14 protein-coding genes are annotated in these 15,755 nt (G+C 65.8%); 4 read left to right on the top strand and 10 right to left on the bottom strand.

The features are described 5' to 3' along the window. Positions 1–176 precede the first annotated feature (176 nt). The 3 genes from typA to ACZK4H_RS04065 are packed head-to-tail and all read left to right on the top strand — an operon-like array spanning position 177 to position 4,167. Entirely contained in the window at positions 177–2,024 is a 1,848-nt protein-coding gene (gene typA, locus ACZK4H_RS04075) for a translational GTPase TypA (protein WP_032129766.1), read from the top strand. An 11-nt stretch (positions 2,025–2,035) separates the two neighbouring features. Further along, positions 2,036–2,503 carry a DUF2127 domain-containing protein gene (locus ACZK4H_RS04070; protein WP_005415426.1) on the top strand — a complete coding sequence of 156 codons (468 nt, stop codon included), beginning with the start codon at positions 2,036–2,038 and terminating at the stop codon, positions 2,501–2,503. Positions 2,504–2,544: 41 nt separating this feature from the next. Then, positions 2,545–4,167: an amidase gene (locus ACZK4H_RS04065; RefSeq protein ID WP_099551226.1), complete on the top strand. Its 1,623-nt coding sequence runs from the start codon at positions 2,545–2,547 to the stop codon at positions 4,165–4,167. 56 nt (positions 4,168–4,223) lie between these two features. On the opposite strand, the gene ACZK4H_RS04060 is transcribed toward ACZK4H_RS04065, so the two are convergent. Further along, on the bottom strand, positions 4,224–5,366 hold the full coding sequence (locus tag ACZK4H_RS04060) for a mechanosensitive ion channel family protein (protein ID WP_099551250.1): 1,143 nt from the start codon (positions 5,364–5,366) through the stop codon (positions 4,224–4,226). 646 nt (positions 5,367–6,012) lie between these two features. Continuing rightward, entirely contained in the window at positions 6,013–7,404 is a 1,392-nt protein-coding gene (locus ACZK4H_RS04055; RefSeq protein ID WP_099551227.1) for a class II 3-deoxy-7-phosphoheptulonate synthase, read from the bottom strand. Between the two features lie 221 nt (positions 7,405–7,625). Here ACZK4H_RS04055 and ACZK4H_RS04050 point away from each other — a divergent pair, with 221 nt between their 5' ends. Further along, a complete protein-coding gene (locus tag ACZK4H_RS04050) occupies positions 7,626–9,752 on the top strand; it encodes a TonB-dependent receptor (protein WP_099551228.1) in 2,127 nt (708 codons plus the stop codon). Positions 9,753–9,816: 64 nt separating this feature from the next. Here ACZK4H_RS04050 and ACZK4H_RS04045 read toward each other — a convergent pair whose 3' ends face one another. From ACZK4H_RS04045 to rplO, 8 genes are all read right to left on the bottom strand, one after another. Further along, a complete protein-coding gene (locus tag ACZK4H_RS04045; RefSeq protein WP_010483974.1) occupies positions 9,817–10,323 on the bottom strand; it encodes a disulfide bond formation protein B in 507 nt (168 codons plus the stop codon). A 232-nt stretch (positions 10,324–10,555) separates the two neighbouring features. Then, complete coding sequence (gene rplQ, locus ACZK4H_RS04040) at positions 10,556–10,939, bottom strand: 50S ribosomal protein L17 (protein ID WP_005408217.1); 384 nt, start codon at positions 10,937–10,939, stop codon at positions 10,556–10,558. A 191-nt stretch (positions 10,940–11,130) separates the two neighbouring features. Continuing rightward, complete coding sequence (locus ACZK4H_RS04035; protein WP_005408216.1) at positions 11,131–12,129, bottom strand: DNA-directed RNA polymerase subunit alpha; 999 nt, start codon at positions 12,127–12,129, stop codon at positions 11,131–11,133. Between the two features lie 55 nt (positions 12,130–12,184). Next, positions 12,185–12,814 carry a 30S ribosomal protein S4 gene (gene rpsD, locus ACZK4H_RS04030; RefSeq protein WP_004145446.1) on the bottom strand — a complete coding sequence of 210 codons (630 nt, stop codon included), beginning with the start codon at positions 12,812–12,814 and terminating at the stop codon, positions 12,185–12,187. Between the two features lie 15 nt (positions 12,815–12,829). After that, entirely contained in the window at positions 12,830–13,219 is a 390-nt protein-coding gene (gene rpsK / locus ACZK4H_RS04025) for a 30S ribosomal protein S11 (RefSeq protein ID WP_004145443.1), read from the bottom strand. Between the two features lie 11 nt (positions 13,220–13,230). Next, a complete protein-coding gene (gene rpsM / locus ACZK4H_RS04020; RefSeq protein WP_004154500.1) occupies positions 13,231–13,587 on the bottom strand; it encodes a 30S ribosomal protein S13 in 357 nt (118 codons plus the stop codon). Between the two features lie 347 nt (positions 13,588–13,934). Further along, on the bottom strand, positions 13,935–15,302 hold the full coding sequence (secY, locus tag ACZK4H_RS04015) for a preprotein translocase subunit SecY (protein ID WP_049447091.1): 1,368 nt from the start codon (positions 15,300–15,302) through the stop codon (positions 13,935–13,937). 7 nt (positions 15,303–15,309) lie between these two features. Then, positions 15,310–15,753 (bottom strand): 50S ribosomal protein L15, encoded by a 444-nt coding sequence (gene rplO, locus ACZK4H_RS04010; RefSeq protein ID WP_004154498.1) that lies wholly within the window; start codon positions 15,751–15,753, stop codon positions 15,310–15,312. Between the last annotated feature and the right edge of the window lie 2 nt (positions 15,754–15,755).

Here is a 15,755-nt window from a genome sequence, read left to right as displayed (position 1 = left end):
AGCCCGCGGATGGGAAGCCCCGTCTCCCGGCCCTGGCCGCCCCGGCAGAGGCAGCGGACAGCCACCTGAATGGGTCCCGCGACGGGTGTGAAATCCACCTTTTCGCGAATCGTCAAGTTCGACGTATAATGTTGGACTTCTTTTTCCAAATCCGGCGCCGACTGGCCCCCTTTCGTATGTCCATCGAAAATCTTCGCAACATCGCCATCGTCGCCCACGTCGACCATGGCAAGACCACCCTGGTCGACCAGCTGCTGAAGCAGTCCGGCACCCTGTCCGAGCGCACCGTCCTCGCCGAGCGCGTGATGGACAGCAACGACCAGGAAAAGGAACGCGGCATCACCATCCTGGCCAAGAACACCGCCATTACCTGGGAAGACAAGAAGACCGGCATCAAGAACCGGATCAACATCGTCGACACCCCCGGCCACGCCGACTTCGGTGGTGAGGTCGAGCGCGTGCTGTCGATGGTCGACACCGTGCTGATCCTGGTCGATGCGATGGACGGCCCGATGCCGCAGACCCGCTTCGTGACCCAGAAGGCCTTCGCGATGGGCTTCAAGCCGATCGTCGTGGTCAACAAGGTCGATCGTCCGGGCGCCCGTCCGGAATGGGTGATCGACCAGGTCTTCGACCTGTTCGACAAGCTCGGCGCCACCAACGAGCAGCTGGACTTCCCGATCGTCTACGCCTCGGGCCTGAACGGCTACGCCGGCCTGGAAGACACCGTGCGCGACGGCGACATGACCCCGCTGTACGAAGCGATCATGCAGCACGCGCCGCGTCCGGAAGTTGACCCGGAAGGCCCGTTCCAGATGCGCATCAGCCAGCTGGACTACAACAACTTCGTGGGCGTGATCGGCATCGGCCGCATCCAGCGCGGCACCCTGAAGAAGAACATGCAGGTCGCGGTCATCGACCGTGAAGGCAAGAAGCGCAACGGCAAGGTGCTGCAGGTGCTGGGCTTCATGGGCCTGGAGCGCATCGAGCAGGATACCGCCGAGGCCGGCGACATCGTGGCCATCTCCGGCATCCAGGAGCTGACCATCTCCGACACCATCTGCGCCCCGGACACCCCGGAAGCCCTGCCGGCGCTGACCGTCGACGAGCCGACCATCTCGATGACCTTCCAGGTCAACAACTCGCCGTTCGCCGGCAACAAGGACCTGTCCGGTGGCAAGTTCCTGACCAGCCGCCAGATCAAGGACCGCCTGGACCGTGAAAAGGTCCACAACGTGGCCCTGAAGGTCGAGCAGCTGGAAGACGCCGACAAGTTCCTGGTCTCCGGCCGTGGCGAACTGCACCTGTCGGTGCTGATCGAGAACATGCGTCGCGAAGGCTACGAGCTGGCCGTGTCGCGCCCGGAAGTGATCATCAAGGAAATCGACGGCCAGATGATGGAGCCGATCGAGCAGCTGGTGGTGGACATCGAAGAAATCCACCAGGGCGGCGTGATGGAAAAGCTGGGCACCCGCAAGGGCCAGCTGAAGAACATGGAATCGGACGGCAAGGGCCGCGTGCGCCTGGAATACTCGATCCCGGCCCGTGGCCTGATCGGCTTCCAGAACGAGTTCAAGACCCTGACCCAGGGTTCGGGCCTGCTGTTCCACGTGTTCGACCACTACGGTCCGAAGGAACAGGGCGCGATCGCCAAGCGCATCAACGGCGTGATGATCGCCAATGCGCCGGGCACCACGCCGGCCTACTCGCTGGGCCCGCTGCAGGAGCGCGGCAAGCTGTTCGCTGCTGAAGGCGACAACGTGTATGAAGGTCAGCTGGTCGGTATCCACTCCAAGGACAACGACCTGACCGTCAACGCGATCAAGACCAAGCCGCTGACCAACATGCGCGCTTCGGGCAAGGACGATGCGATCCAGCTGACCCCGGCGATCAAGTACTCGCTGGAACAGGCCCTGGACTTCATTGAAGACGACGAGCTGGTCGAGATCACCCCGAAGGAGATCCGTCTGCGCAAGAAGTTCCTGACCGAAAGCGACCGCAAGAAGGCTTCGCGCGGCGGCTGAGCCAGCACCCCGTGAACCAGAGCGGCTACAACCCGGATCCACACCGGCATCCGGGTCTCCATGTCATCGCCCTGCTCGAAGCGAGCAAGGCGATGCTGGCGCTGTTGGCCGCCACCGGGCTGGAAGTGCTCGGACCGCAGCCGCTGCGGCACGGCATCATGGTCCTGATCCGGCGTTTCAGCCTGGATCCGGACCATGGCACCCTGCCCTCGCTGCTGCACATGATCAGCCCCGACGCGGTGCACCTGGCCGCGGCGGGGATGATCGGCTACGGCCTGCTGCACCTGGTCGAAGCCTGGGGCCTGTGGCGGGCCAAGGCCTGGGCCTCCTGGCTGGGTTGCCTGACCGCCTCGCTGTACCTGCCCTTCGATATCTTCGCGATCATCCGTCATCCCGGCTGGCCGTCCTGGACGATCCTGGCGATCAACCTGATCGTGGTCTACGTCCTCGCCCGCGACCTGCGCAAGCGCCACCGCTGAGCAGCGGCTACACTGGGGATTGGAGCCGACCAAGCCGCCCCATGCGCCCGTCCTTGCCGCCTCTGCTGACCTGCCTGCTCGCCGCGCTGCCTGCGCTGCTTTCGGCTGGCTGCAGCCCGGCCACGCCCAGCGCGCATGCGGCCGAACCTGCGAGCCGCAACGTGCCGTTCCCGTACGCCGAAACCGATGTCGCCGACCTGCAGGCGCGGATGACCGCCGGTGAGCTGGACAGCACCACCCTGACCCAGGCCTACCTGCAGCGTATCGCCGCGCTGGACCGCACCGGGCCACGCCTGCGCGCGGTGATCGAACTCAACCCCGATGCCCTGAAGGAAGCCGCCGCCCGCGACCGCGAGCGCCGCGAAGGCCGCCTGCGCGGCCCGCTGCATGGCATCCCGCTGCTGCTCAAGGACAACATCAACGCCGCGCCGATGGCCACCAGTGCCGGCTCGCTGGCGCTGCAGGGCTTCCGCCCGGACGATGCCTACCTGGTGCGGCGCCTGCGCGAGGCCGGCGCCGTGGTGCTGGGCAAGACCAACCTCAGCGAGTGGGCCAACTTCCGCGGCAACGATTCGATTTCCGGCTGGAGTGCCCGCGGCGGCCAGACCCGCAACCCCTATCGCCTCAGCCACTCGCCCTGCGGCTCCAGCAGCGGCAGTGCGGTGGCGGTGGCCGCCAACCTCGCCAGCGTGGCGATCGGTACCGAGACCGACGGCAGCATCGTCTGCCCGGCAGCGATCAACGGCGTGGTCGGCCTGAAGCCGACCGTTGGCCTGGTCAGCCGCGACGGCATCATCCCGATCTCCTTCAGCCAGGACACTGCCGGGCCGATGGCACGCAGCGTCGCCGACGCTGCCGCCGTGCTGACCGCGATTGCCGGCCGCGATGATGCCGACCCGGCCACCGCGACCATGCCCGGCCGTGCGGTCTACGACTACACCGCGCGACTGGACCCGCAGGGCCTGCGCGGCAAGCGCATCGGCCTGCTGCAGACACCGCTGCTGAAGTACCGTGGCATGCCACCGCTGATCGATCAGGCGGCGACCGAACTGCGTCGCGCCGGCGCCGTCGTGGTACCCGTCGAACTGCCCAACCAGGGCGCCTGGGCCGAGGCCGAGCGCACGCTGCTGCTGTACGAATTCAAGGCCGGGCTGGAGCGCTACTTCAGCACCCACCGCGCACCACTGCGCACCCTGGCCGACCTGATCGCCTTCAACCAGGCGCACAGCAAGCAGGAACTGGGCCTGTTCGGCCAGGAGCTGCTGGTGGAGGCCGATGCCACCGCCGGCCTGGCCGACCCTGCCTACATCCGCGCGCGCAGCGATGCGCGCCGCCTGGCCGGCCCGGAAGGCATCGACGCCGCCCTCGCCGCCCATCAACTCGATGCGCTGGTGGCACCGACCACCGGCGTCGCATGGGCGATCCGCAGCGAAGGCGACGACTTCCCCGGCGAGAGCTACAGCGCCGCTGCCGTGGCCGGTTACCCCAGCCTGACCGTGCCGATGGGCCAGATCGACGGCCTGCCGGTCGGCCTGCTGTTCATGGGCACCGCCTGGAGCGAACCGAAGCTGATCGAAATGGCCTACGCCTACGAACAGCGCACGCGCGCGCGGCGCCCGCCGCACTTCGATACCGATGCGCTGATCGACGCCGGCGAGCCCTGATCCGGTAGTGCCGGCCGCTGGCCGGCAGATCCGGGGTCGCCGGCCAGCGGCCGGCGCTACCGTTCGGGCTCCAGCTCCACCGGCACGATCGCAGCCTCACCATCTTCAGCACCTGGCGAACGCACATCCGCGGTACGCGCACGTGGACCACGCGGCATATCCAGCTCATCTTCGTGTTGCAGCCGCGCACGTACCTGCGGCAACGACTGCGGATGCTCACGTGCGAGGAAATCGAGCATGCGCTCGCGCACCAGGCAGCGCAGGTCGAAGGCATCGCCGGAACTGCGCGCGCTGACCAGCAGTCGCACCTGGATCGCACGCTCGCTGGTCTCGGTCACCTGGGTCACGCAGACCCGGCCATCCCACAGCGCTTCGCCACGACAGATGCGCTCCAGCTCGGCGCGGATCGCCGCGATCGGCGCACGGTAGTCCAACCACAGGAACGCGGTGCCGAGCAGGTCGGCGCTGCGCCGCGTCCAGTTCTGGAACGGGTTCTCGATGAACCAGGTCAGCGGCACCACCATCCGCCGCTCATCCCAGATACGCACCACCACGTAGCTGCTGCCGATCTCCTCGATACGCCCCCACTCACCTTCAACGATCACCACGTCATCCAGCCGGATTGGCTGCGTCACCGCGATCTGCAGGCCGGCGATCAGGTTGCCGAACACCGGCTTGGCCGCGATACCGGCCACCAGGCCGATCAGGCCCGCTGAGGCCAACAGGGCGGTACCGATCTTCTGCACCATCGGGAAGGTCAGCAGCACCAGCGATGCGCCCAGCACGATGATGCCGCCCATCAGCACACGGCTGAGCACCCGCGTCTGGGTCTGGATGCGGCGCGCTTCCAGGTTGTCGGAGACATCGATGGGATGGCTGCGCAGGATCGCGCGCTCGCCCGCCGCCACCACGCGTACCAGCAGCCAGATGAAGCATGCGGTCAGCGCGATGTGCAGCACATGCTGCAGATTGCCCAGTACAGGATCCTGCAGCGGCGTGGCCTGCAACGCGGGGATCAACAGCAGCAGTGGCCACGCGGTGGCCATCGGCAGCCCGAGCACGCGACCGATGCGGGCGCGCCGGCGATCACGCCCTTTCAATCGATGATAGATCCACAGGATCAGCCACGCGCCGATGCCGCCCACTACTGCTGCCAATCCCAACGGCCATGCGTAGGCCTGTGCGCTTTGCCAGTGCACCGTTGCCACCTCCACTCGAACAGCAAGCGGACAGCCTCGCGCATGCCGCATGAGCGTCACGTCAGTCGTTCGTAAGAAGGGTGTTGGTCGGCAGGGCTTGCAGCCCTGCACCTGCTGCGTGCTGGAGCAACAGCAACAGCAACAGCCGAAGCAGAAGCGGGTTTCCTGTGGGATGGCGGGGTGGGTCCGGTTGCGGGAGACGCCGTAAACCCGTCCTTGGGGGCTTGGCCGCGGCATCCATGCCGCGGACACTCCCGCAACCGGACCCACCCCGCCTTCGACAGATTCCCGCGATCTGCAGTAGATCCACGCCATGCGTGGATGAATCTCCATCGGAATCGAATATTTCGAATTGGAATCCCAAAGCATCCACGCATGGCGTGGATCTACCGTGTCGACCAAGGTCGACACCCACCAACAGCCGCGGGAATCTGTCAAAGGTGGGGCGGTGTCGGAGTGCGGGGTGTCAGCCGCATGGATGCGGCTGCCAAGCTTACAGGGACGTACTTGCAGCGCCCCCGCACTCCGACACCGCCCCGCCATCCCACGGAATCCATGCTGTTGCCGTTGCTTCGGCCGTTGCCGTTGCTTCGGCCGTTGCCGTTGCGTCCGCAGGTGCAGGGCTGCAAGCCCTGCCGCAACACACTTACCGCACTTGCTCCTGCTTGCGCACGATCGCCATCGCAATCTCCAGCGACTGCTCGTAATTCAACCGCGGATCCACCGTCGAACGATACGCACGTTCCAGGTCACGCTCGGTCAGCTCGCGTGCGCCACCGGTGCACTCGGTCACGTCCTCGCCGGTCAGCTCCAGGTGCACGCCACCCAGGCGCGTGCCTGCGGCCGCATGCAGATCGAACGACATCTCCACCTCACCGCGCACGTTGTCGAAGCGACGTGTCTTGAAACCGTTGGCGGTGCTCTCGGTATTGCCATGCATCGCATCGCATACCCACAGCACGCGACGACCATCGCGCTTGACCGCGTCCAGCAGCGGCGGCAGCTTCTCGGCAATCTGCGCTGCGCCCATGCGGTGGATGAAGCTCAGGCGGCCCGGCTCGTCATGCGGGTTGAGCACGTCAATCAGGCGCAGCAGCTGGTCCGGCGTCACCGACGGGCCCACCTTGATCGCAATCGGATTGCGCACGCCACGCAGGTATTCCACGTGTGCGCCATCCAGCGCAGCGGTGCGCATGCCGATCCACGGGTAGTGCGTGCTCAGGTTCAACCAGCCCTGCTGGCGCGGCACCTGCCGGGTCAACGCCTGCTCGTAGGGCAGCAGCAGTGCTTCATGCGAGGTGTAGAAATCGATCCGGTTGAGGTTGTGCACGCGAGCCCCGGCGAGGGTCTCCATGAAGTGCACTGCATCGCCGATCGAGGCCACCATCTTCTGGTACTCGGCCGCCAGCGGCGAATGCCGCACCCACTCCAGGTTCCAGTACTCGGGGTGGTGCAGGTCGGCGAAACCACCGTCGATCAGCGCGCGCACGAAGTTCATCGTCATCGCCGAATGTGCGTGTGCCTGCAGCATCCGCTTCGGGTCCGGCAGGCGTGCCGCTTCGGTGAAGGCCGGCGCGTTGATCACATCGCCGCGATAGCTGGGCAGGGTCACGCCGTCGCGGGTCTCGGTGTCGGCCGAGCGCGGCTTGGCGTACTGGCCGGCGAAGCGGCCAACACGGATCACCGGCTGGCGCAGGCCGTGCACCAGCACCAGGCTCATCTGCAGCAGCACCTTCAGCCGGTTGGAGATGGTGCCCGATTCACAGTCGCTGAAATTCTCGGCGCAGTCGCCGCCCTGCAGCAGGAAGCGCTTGCCTTCCTGGGCCTCGGCCAGCTGCTGCTTCAGCGCCAGGATCTCCCATGAGGTGACCAGCGGCGGCAACCGCTTCAGCTCGTGCAGGGCCGCGTCCAGTGCCACCGGGTCGGGGTAGGTCGGCATCTGCAGCGCGGTCTTGCCACGCCAGCTCTCCGGCGACCAGGCAGCGCCGGCGACGGTCGCGGCGGGATCGGGGACGGGCGGAACGGCGGACAGGCTCATTGCAGACTTCCGGGATGGGGGGCGGTCATGGTCGCAGAGCCAGCCGCTGACGCAAAGGGCCGATCCGGCCGGCCTGCTCGCCTGAACGGCAGGGAAAGGCCGACGCCAGCGGCCAGATCCTGCATGGTCAGCCGCCCGGGACAGGCGCATGCTTTGTTACGGAGTAACACTTCCATGTCATGGACCGGCCCCTTCCACATCCAGCCGCCACCTCTCCCACCATGAAGCCCTCGCCCCTCGCTACCGGCATCACCTTCGCCCTGGCCCTGGCCAGCCTGCCCGCCTTCGCCTCGGCAGCCGACGACACCTCTTCGTCCGTCAAGGACCTGGACGCAGTCACCGTCCACGCCCAGCTCGACCAGGCGCGCAACACGCTGTCGCCGGACATCGGCAGCAGCCAGTACCAGATCACCGCCGAGGACATCCAGAAGCAGCCACTGGGCGCCTCCGCGCCGCTCAGCCAGGTACTGCTGCAGGCCCCGGGCGTGGTCCAGGATTCCTACGGCGGCGTGCACGTCCGCGGCGACCACGCCAATCTGCAGTACCGCATCAACGGCGTACTGCTGCCGGAATCGATCTCCGGCTTCGGCCAGACCCTGGACGCGCGCACCATCAAGAGCATCCGCCTGATGGACGGCGCACTGCCGGCGCAGTTCGGCGAGCGCACCGCCGCGGTGGTCGACATCACCACCCGCAACGGTGCCGAACTGGGCAACGGCGGCAGCGCGGGGCTGACCACCGGCTCGTTCGGCAAGGTCAATCCGGACGCCTCCTGGTGGGGCAACCAGGGGCGCTGGAGCTGGTTCCTGACCGGCAACTACGACCAGAACGACGTCGGCCTGGAGAACCCCACCAGCACGCGCAAGCCGTTGCACGACGACACCCACCAGGGCAAGGCATTCGCCGACCTCACCTACCTGGTCAATGAGAACACCCGCCTGAGCGTGTTCGCCGGCTTCGCCAACAACCGCTTCCAGATTCCGGTCAATCCGGGCCAGGCACCGCAGTTCGGCTACCTCGACACCACGACCTTCGACTCAAGCCAACTGGATGAGACCCAGCGCGAGACCACGCGCTTCGGCATGCTGGTGCTGCAGGGCACGCTCGGCAGCACCGCCTACCAGCTGTCGGCCGGGCAGCGCTACAGCGATGTGGCGTTCAACCCGGATGTCATCGGCGACCTGGTGTTCAGTGGCGTCGCCTCGCAGGTCCAGCGCAGCAACCGCGCCAACACCCTGCAGGCCGACTTCTCAACGCCGTTGGGCAACGACCACACGCTGCGCTATGGCCTGTACGGCAATTACGAGAACGCGCGGGCGAACAGCAACAGCTGGGTGTTCCCGGTTGATGACGGCGGCCAGCAGTCCAGCACCACACCGCTGTTGATCCCCGACCGCAGCGCCTTCCATGCCAGCACGCTGGCACTGTACGTACAGGACGAATGGAAGATCGGCGACGACTGGACCGTCAACTACGGCCTGCGTGGCGACCGCTACAGGGCCTTCGGCCGCACCGAGGGCCAGCTCAGCCCGCGCGTGGGCGTGGTCTGGAATGCCAGCGACAGCACCACCGTGCATGCCGGCTACTCGCGCTACTTCACGCCACCGGCCAGCGAGCTGATCGCCAGCGGCGACATCGCCCTGTACGACGGCACCACCAACCAGCAGCCCAGCGGCGGCAACAACACACCGCTGGCCGAGCGCAGCGACTACTACGACATCGGCGTCTCGCAGCAACTGGGCGAACACCTGACCCTGGGCCTGGATGCGTACGATCGTCGCGTCGCGCGGCTGCAGGACGAAGGCCAGTTCGGCGCCGCCTACATCTATTCGACCTTCAACTACCGCCGTGGTCACATCCGTGGCCTGGAGTTCAGCGCCGACTACAGCAACGGTCCGTTCAGTGCCTACTTCAACGCCGCGCTGAACAAGGCCATCGGTACCGACGTCATCACCAGCCAGTACAACCTCGACCCGGAAGCGCTGGCCTATGTGGCCAACCACTGGATCCACCTCGACCACGACCAGAAGCTGACGTCGTCCGGTGGGCTCAGCTACGCCTTCGCCGGGCACAACCGGATCGGCGCCAACTACGTGTTCGGCAGCGGCCTGCGTTCGGACATCGAAGGCGTGCCCAATGGCGGCGAGCTGCCGTCGTACCTGCAGGTGAACCTCAGCGCCGGGCACGACTTCAACGCCGACAGTGGGCATCCGCTGCACGTGCAGCTGGCGGTGATCAACGCGCTGGACCGCAGCTACCAGCTGCGCGACGGTGGCGGTGTTGGCGTGTTCGCGCCGCAGTGGGGGCCGCGCCGTGGTGCTTACCTGAGCCTGCAGCAGGACTTCTGAGGTAGTGCCGGCCGCTGGCCGGCATTGCCACGGTGTGCCGGCCAGCGGCCGGCACTCCCCTGCTTCAGCGCTTGACCTTGCGCAGCGACACCACCAGCGCCCACAGCGCCAGCAGCACGAACCACACACCCGACCACATCGGCATGGTCAGGCCCAGGAAGGTCCAGTCGATGTTGCCGCAGTTGCCGGTACCGGTCAGCACCGTGCGGAACACTTCCAGCGGCCCCATGGTCTCGCTCAGGAAGGCCAGCGGCGGGCCACAGGTGGAACCCATTTCTGGCGGCAGCATCTGCACGTAGACGTGGCGCGCGGCGATGCCGACGCCTACTGCCGCGGCGATGAAGGCCAGAACGCCATAGGTCGCCCGGCCGGGGCGGTTGGACGGTCCGTGCAGCGCACCGATCAGGAACAGCAGGCCCAGCGCAGCGAACGCCAGGCGCTGGAAGATGCACAACGGACACGGTTCCAGGCCCATCTTCAGCTGCAGGAAGATGGCGTAGCCGAGCAGGCCTGCGCAGATCAGGAAGCCCAGGAAGAACTGGGCACGGAAGGGCCAGCGCAGTGGATTCATCGTCAACGCTCGAATGGATCAAGACGCCAAGCGTAACCGAGAGCGCGCGCCATTCGAACCGCCACAGGTGACGCCTGTCGGAACGGTGTGGGTCAGAGCCTGCTGCGGGTAGCGCCGGGCCATGCCCGGCGGGCGCAGCAGAAACGGAAACGCCGGGCATGGCCCGGCGCTACCAGAACGCAAAAGCCCGGCAGAGGCCGGGCTTTCGCTGTGTCGCGTTGGAGCGGTCCGATTACTCGGCCACTTCCTCGGCCACGACCGGACGGTCAACCAGCTCGACGTAGGCCATCGGCGCGTTGTCGCCCGCGCGGAAGCCGCACTTCAGCAGGCGCAGGTAGCCGCCCGGACGGTTCGCGTAGCGCGGGCCCAGGATGGTGAACAGGTTGCCCACGGCTTCGTTGTCGCGCAGGCGGGCGAAGGCCAGACGGCGGTTGGCGACCGAGTCGACCTTGGCCAGGGTGATCAGCGGCTCGGCAACGCGGCGCAGTTCCTTGGCCTTCGGCAGGGTGGTCTTGATCAGCTCGTGCTTGAACAGCGAGGCAGCCATGTTCTTGAACATCGCTTCGCGGTGGGCGCTGGTGCGGCTGAACTTACGGCCAGACTTCTGGTGACGCATGGTGATATTCCTTGGTTAATGATGGGGCTGTGTGGATCGTTGTCGCCATCCTGGCGTTGCTGCGTGGACTGCGGATGGTCCTGGCCGCCCATCCTGGACGACCTGCCGCGCGAACCTGGGGTTCGTCGTGGCGTGTTGTGTTGCGTTGAAGGCTCCACCGTTGCCGGTGGAGCCTCCAGGCATTACCGATATCAGCCCAGCATGCCGTGGCTGGCGACGCCGGCCGGCGGCCAGTTCTCCAGCTTCATGCCGAGCGACAGGCCGCGCTGAGCCAGCACTTCCTTGATCTCGGTGAGCGACTTCTTGCCCAGGTTCGGGGTCTTCAGCAGCTCCACTTCGGTCTTCTGGATCAGATCGCCGATGTAGTAGATGCTTTCAGCCTTCAGGCAGTTGGCCGAACGCACGGTCAGCTCCAGATCGTCGATCGGGCGCAGCAGCACCGGATCCACGCCGTTGTTGGCCGGCTTCGCCGCACCGCGGTCGCGGTGGGTGAAGTCACCGAACACCGACAGCTGGTCGCTGAGGATGTCGGCGGCGGTGCGCACGGCTTCCTCGGCATCGATGGTGCCGTTGGTCTCGATATCGATGACCAGCTTGTCCAGGTCGGTACGCTGTTCGACGCGGGCCGCTTCCACGGCATAGGCGACGCGGCGGACCGGCGAGAACGAGGCATCCAGGACCAGGCGGCCGATGGCACGGGTTTCTTCGTCCGGACGACGACGCGCGGCAGCCGGCTGGTAGCCGAAACCACGTTCGATCTTCAGACGCATGTTGATTGCCGTGTCCTTGGTCAGGTGGCAGATAACATGGTCGCCGTTCAGGATCTCCACATTGTGGTCGACCTTGATGTCGGCAGCGGTGACAACGCCCGGACCCTGCTTGGACAGGGACAGGGTGGCGCTGTCGCCGGAGTGCATACGGATGGCCACGTCCTTGAGGTTCAGCAGGACTTCGAGCACGTCCTCCTGCAGACCTTCGACCGTGGTGTACTCATGCAACACGCCGTCGATTTCGACTTCCGTGATGGCGAAGCCCGGGATGGACGACAGCAGCACGCGACGCAGGGCATTACCCAGCGTATGCCCGTAACCCCGCTCCAAAGGTTCGATAACGACCTTTGCACGGGTGTCGGTAAGGCGTTCGATCTGCGGACCGCGAGGACGCAGAACCTGGTTGGCGGTAACCGTCATGTTGCGGGTTCTCCTAGTGAACCCCCGGCCGTCGCCGGGGGCTCTCCAATGTGAATTACTTCGAATACAGCTCGACGATCAGCGCTTCGTTGATGTCCGCAGGCAGATCCGAACGATCCGGAACAGCCTTGAAGATGCCGGTGAACTTGCCGGAATCCACTTCAACCCACGACGGGCTCAGGTCATGCTGGGCGGCGACGGTCAGGGCTTCCTGGACGCGCAGCTGCTTGGCAGCCTTTTCAGACAGGGCGATGGCGTCGCCAGCCTTGACCTGGTACGAAGCCAGGTTGACCGACTTGCCATTCACGGTGACGCCGCGGTGCGACACCAGCTGACGGGCAGCCGGACGGGTCACGGCGAAGCCCATGCGGTAGACGACGTTGTCCAGGCGGGTTTCCAGCAGCTGCAGCAGGTTCTCGCCGGTGTTGCCCTTCTTGGTCGAGGCCTTCTTGTAGTAGTTGCGGAACTGACGCTCCAGCAGGCCGTAGATACGCTTGACCTTCTGCTTTTCACGCAGCTGGGTGGCGTAGTCGGACAGCTTGCCCTTGCGGGCAGTGGCGCCGTGCTGGCCGGGCTTCTGCTCCAGCTTGCACTTGGAGTCCAGCGCACGCGCCGGGCTCTTCAGGGACAGGTCGGCGCCTTCGCGACGGGCGAGCTTACAGGTAGGACCGATATAACGAGCCATTTCTTATCGCTCCCTTTAGACGCGACGCTTCTTCGGCGGACGGCACCCGTTGTGCGGGATAGGCGTCACGTCGATGATGTTGGTGATCTTGTAGCCGACGTTGTTCAACGAACGCACGGCCGACTCACGGCCCGGACCCGGGCCCTTGATGCGGACTTCCAGCGACTTCACGCCGTAGTCCAGCGCAGCACGACCGGCCTTTTCAGCAGCCACCTGGGCAGCGAACGGGGTCGACTTGCGCGAACCACGGAAGCCAGCGCCACCGGAGGTCGCCCACGACAGAGCGTTGCCCTGGCGGTCGGTGATGGTGACGATGGTGTTGTTGAACGAAGCGTGGACGTGGGCAACGCCGTCGGTGACGACGCGCTTGATCTTCTTCTTGGTCTTAGCAGCGGGCTTAGCCATTTCTCAGTCCCTTACTTCTTGATCGCCTTGCGCGGACCCTTGCGGGTGCGGGCGTTGGTACGGGTGCGCTGGCCACGCAGCGGGAGGCCACGACGGTGACGCAGGCCGCGGTAGCAGCCCAGGTCCATCAGGCGCTTGATCGCGATGCCGATCTCACGGCGCAGATCGCCTTCCACGATGTACTTGCCGACTTCGGCGCGCAGGCGCTCGATTTCCGGCTCCGACAGATCGCGGATCTTGGTGGTCGAAGCAACGCCTGCGACTTCGCAGACCTTCTTCGAACGGGTACGGCCGATGCCGTAAATGCTTTGCAACCCGACCCAGACGTGCTTCTGGGCTGGCAGGTTGACGCCTGCAATACGCGCCATGACGCGGTTCTCCAGCTGAGTGATGGCCGACAGCGCGCCTCGGGCACGCCAATCCGGCAGGATGGATCAAAAAAGTGAACTAGCGATACTAACAAGGTTCCGGTTTACATGGAAGCCCGTGAAACCATTGGTTTCATGAACCCGGCCTGGGGAGTGTGCCCAGGCTCCGGCGCCGGATGGGGTTGGACCTGGGGTTTCCCCCGGGGCCGCCCGCGCTACTCCAGCGCGGGACCACCTCATCACACCCCCACCCGGAACCGCTGCGGGGGCCGCCCTTCGTTTGTGTGGCCGGAGTCCGCGAAGCGGAGGGACCATCACGTCAGGAAGACGAAAGTATAACAGGCCAATCAGCCGCGGGCAAAACCGCCGCGGTTGCCACCCTTCAGGTTGGCCTTCTTCAGCAGGCTCTCGTACTGGTGGGACATCAGGTGCGCCTGCACCTGGGCGATGAAGTCCATCACCACCACCACCACGATCAGCAGCGAAGTACCGCCGAAGTAGAACGAGGCGTTCAGCTGCGTGCGCATCAGTTCCGGCAGCAGGCAGACGATCACCAGGTAGGCCGAGCCGGCTGCGGTCAGGCGGGTCAGCACGCCGTCGATGTAGTCGGCGGTTGCCTTGCCCGGACGGATGCCCGGAATCAGCGCGCCCGACTTCTTCAGGTTGTCGGCGGTTTCCTGCGAGTTGAACACCAGCGCGGTATAGAAGAACGCGAAACCGGTGATCAGCGCGGCGAAGACGATCATGTGCAGCGGCTCGCCCGGGCCCAGGGCATTGGCGACCTTCTGCAGGATCTGGCCCATGCTGCTCTGGTTGGCAGCCTGGCCGGACCACATGGCCAGGGTGGCCGGGAAGGCCAGCAGGCTCGAGGCGAAGATCGCCGGGATGACGCCGGCCATGTTGAGCTTCAGCGGCAGGAACGAGGTCTGGTTCATGTACGCGTTGCGACCGCCCTGGCGGCGCGCGTAGTTCACCGTGATCCGGCGCTGGCCGCGCTCGACGAACACCACGAAGAAGGTGAAGGCGAGCACGACAATGGCGATCAGCAGCAGCTGGATGAACTGGATGTTGCCGTCGCGGTAGGCGTCGAAGGTGTGGATGACCGCACCCGGCAGGCCGGCGACGATACCGGCAAAGATGATCAGCGACACGCCGTTGCCGATGCCGCGCTCGGTGACCTGCTCACCGACCCACATCAGGAACATGGTGCCGGCGGTCAGCGCGACCACGGCGGTGAGCACGAAGCCCATGCCCGGCGCATACACCACCGGAGCGCCCGACGGCGAGACCTGGCCCTGCAGGGCCAGTGCGATCGAGCCGCCCTGCACCACTGCCAGCAGCACGGCGCCGATGCGCGAATACTGGGTGATCTTGCGGCGGCCGGACTCACCTTCCTTCTGCATCGCCTTCAGGGCGGGGAAGATGTGCACGGCCAGCTGCATCACGATCGATGCCGAGATGTACGGCATCACGTTCAGCGCGAAGATGCTGAAACGGTGCAGGGCGCCGCCCGAGAACATGTTGAACATGTCCACGATGCCGCCGCCCTGCTGTTGCATCATGGCAAGCATGGCATCGGGATTGACGCCCGGCACCGGCACGTAGCAGCCGATGCGATAGACGATCAAAGCCCCGACGACGAACAGCAAACGTTGGCGAAGTTCAGTGAACTTGCCCATTCCGCCCGCGAGGTTACCGATGCCAGCTTGCGCCATGATTTTCTTACTCCGTTACGCTGCCGCCGGCAGCTTCGATCGCGGCCTTGGCACCAGCCGTGGCAGCAATACCCTTCAGGGTGAACGCCTTGGTCACTTCGCCCTTGACGACGACCTTGGCCTTCTTGGCAGTGCTCGGGACCAGCTTGGCAGCACGCAGGGCGGCGAAGTCGATCTCACCGGCCGGCAGCTTGTCCAGCGCGTACAGCAGCACTTCAGCGGTGTCCTTGGCGATCGGCGAACGGAAGCCGATCTTCGGCAGACGACGCTGCATGGGGGTCTGGCCGCCTTCGAAGCCAGCCTTGATCTTGCCGCCACCCTTGCGGGCGAACGAACCCTTGTGGCCGCGGCCGGCAGTCTTGCCCAGGCCCGAGCCGATACCGCGACCGACGCGGGTGCGCTCGGTGCGGGCGCCCGGTGCCGGGCTCAGTTCATTGAGACGCAGAGTCATGA

The organism is Stenotrophomonas sp. 78350_Sma, assembly GCF_056482105.1.
Note: the sequence above shows the minus strand (reverse complement) of the source record. Positions and strands in the feature narration are given on the sequence as shown.

Excerpts from the sequence above, each read along its gene's own strand:
- ACZK4H_RS04050 (WP_099551228.1), top strand. The coding sequence starts at position 7,626 with ATGAAGCCCTCGCCCCTCGCTACCGGCATCACCTTCGCCCTGGCCCTG.
- rpsD (WP_004145446.1), bottom strand. The coding sequence starts at position 12,814 with ATGGCTCGTTATATCGGTCCTACCTGTAAGCTCGCCCGTCGCGAAGGC.
- rpsM (WP_004154500.1), bottom strand. The coding sequence starts at position 13,587 with ATGGCGCGTATTGCAGGCGTCAACCTGCCAGCCCAGAAGCACGTCTGG.
- secY (WP_049447091.1), bottom strand. The coding sequence starts at position 15,302 with ATGGCGCAAGCTGGCATCGGTAACCTCGCGGGCGGAATGGGCAAGTTC.
- ACZK4H_RS04055 (WP_099551227.1), bottom strand. The coding sequence starts at position 7,404 with ATGAGCCTGTCCGCCGTTCCGCCCGTCCCCGATCCCGCCGCGACCGTC.
- ACZK4H_RS04045 (WP_010483974.1), bottom strand. The coding sequence starts at position 10,323 with ATGAATCCACTGCGCTGGCCCTTCCGTGCCCAGTTCTTCCTGGGCTTC.
- rpsK (WP_004145443.1), bottom strand. The coding sequence starts at position 13,219 with ATGGCTAAGCCCGCTGCTAAGACCAAGAAGAAGATCAAGCGCGTCGTC.
- rplQ (WP_005408217.1), bottom strand. The coding sequence starts at position 10,939 with ATGCGTCACCAGAAGTCTGGCCGTAAGTTCAGCCGCACCAGCGCCCAC.
- typA (WP_032129766.1), top strand. The coding sequence starts at position 177 with ATGTCCATCGAAAATCTTCGCAACATCGCCATCGTCGCCCACGTCGAC.
- rplO (WP_004154498.1), bottom strand. The coding sequence starts at position 15,753 with ATGACTCTGCGTCTCAATGAACTGAGCCCGGCACCGGGCGCCCGCACC.
- ACZK4H_RS04035 (WP_005408216.1), bottom strand. The coding sequence starts at position 12,129 with ATGACGGTTACCGCCAACCAGGTTCTGCGTCCTCGCGGTCCGCAGATC.
- ACZK4H_RS04065 (WP_099551226.1), top strand. The coding sequence starts at position 2,545 with ATGCGCCCGTCCTTGCCGCCTCTGCTGACCTGCCTGCTCGCCGCGCTG.